Origin of the sequence: Nesterenkonia salmonea, from assembly GCF_005771525.1 — a bacterium.
GTDB lineage: Bacteria > Actinomycetota > Actinomycetes > Actinomycetales > Micrococcaceae > Nesterenkonia > Nesterenkonia salmonea.
Window position 1 is genome coordinate 1 of record NZ_VAVZ01000094.1, and the last position, 1,659, is coordinate 1,659.

Sequence of the window (1,659 nt, forward strand, 5' to 3'; positions counted from 1 at the left end):
ACCTGACTTGGCTCACGCTCCGCGATTAGGTGGGGGCGCGTTTGGCTGACCTGGGGGTTTGTATTTGGGGACCTGACTAAGGAGCAGGTTCTTAGGATGGTGTGGTGGCTCCTTCTGTTCGTACTGTGCCGACGGCATCGAAAGCCAGAGCGGTGCAGATCATCTGGTCCTGGCGCGGTGGGCGCCCGGATATTGAGCACATCGGCTCCGGGCACTCCGAAGCAGAGGTGGAACTGCTCAAGGCTGCGGCGTATCGCAAGATCGCCGGTGAAGGGCAGGACCAGCTGGATCTCGGCTTCGACGATGAGCCCACCAATGGCAGCACCGGTGGTTCATCGTCGGGGATCAAGGTCGCCTCGATGCGGATGGGCCCTCTGATCGAAGCGCTGACCGCAATCTACAGTGGCCTCGGGTTCGAAGATGCCACCGAGGGGGATGAGGTCTTCTACCAGCAAGTTCTGGCCCGGCTGGTCGAGCCCACCTCGAAGTACGACTCGCTGCGGGTGATCGAGGAGATGGGTATGGGCCCGGTCTCCTACGCCACGGTGAAGCGGCGGCTTCCTACCTACGCCACTTCAGGGTTCCGCCGCCGGCTGGCCGCGGCGTTGGCGGCCCGGGCTGACTTGGGGCCTCATGCCCTGGTGCTCTTCGACGTATCCACCCTGTACTTCGAAACTGATCAGGGGGATGGGTTCCGGGAACCCGGGTTCAGCAAGGAACGCCGCCTGGAGCCGCAGATCACCATAGGACTGCTCACCGACGCCCACGGGTTCCCCCTGAAGGTCACCGCCTTCGAAGGCAACAAGGCCGAGACCAAGACGATGATCCCGGTGCTTCAGGACTTCATGGCCACCCATCAGCTGGAGGACATCACGATCGTGGCTGATGCCGGGATGGTCTCTGATGCCAACCGCAAAGCCATCGAGACTGCCAAGCTCTCCTACATCATCGGGGAGAAGCTACCCGAGGTGCCCTACCCGATACGGAAATGGATCGAAGACAACCCCGGGCAGGCACCACCCAACGGGATGATTCTGTCCTGGCCGGTCTATGAGGGCTCAGCAGGCCAACGACGGAAGTCCCTGATCTACTACCAGTACCGCGAGAACCGGGCTAAACGCACCCTGCGCGGGATCGACCAACAAGTGGCTAAAGCGAAGAAGGCTGTTGAGGGTAAGGCGCCGGTGAAGCGCAACCGGTTCGTCGGTATCGAAGGCGAACGACGGTTCCTGAAAGAAGAGATCGAGCAGAAAGCCCGGGACCTGGCTGGGTGGAAGGCCTACATCACTAACCTGCCCCCAGAGAAAGCCTCAGCTAACTACGTGATCGGCGCTTATCACCAGCTGTGGCATATCGAGAAGGCCTTCCGGATGTCCAAGCATGACCTGGCCGCCCGCCCGGTGTTCCACCGGCAGAAGGACAGCATTGATGCTCACCTGAGCATCGTTACCGCCGCCCTGGCCGTGGCCCAGCGGCTGGAGGCACTCACCGGATGGTCAAGGAAGAAGTTCATAACCACCGCACGCCGCTACCGCGAAGTCACCCTGAACATCAACGGCCAGTACCTGACTGCCGAGACGGACCTGCCCGAAGATCTCATCGCTGCCATCAACGCTATCCACTCAAACAGCAGACCTGACTAACGTGAGCCAACTCGGG

1 protein-coding gene is annotated in these 1,659 nt (G+C 61.3%); it reads left to right on the plus strand.

Annotated elements, in window-relative coordinates; genetic code table 11:
• Window positions 1-104 precede the first annotated feature (104 nt).
• Entirely contained in the window at window positions 105-1,643 is a 1,539-nt protein-coding gene (locus FEF26_RS15400) for an IS1634 family transposase (RefSeq protein WP_243730626.1), read from the plus strand.
• Window positions 1,644-1,659: the final 16 nt, after the last annotated feature.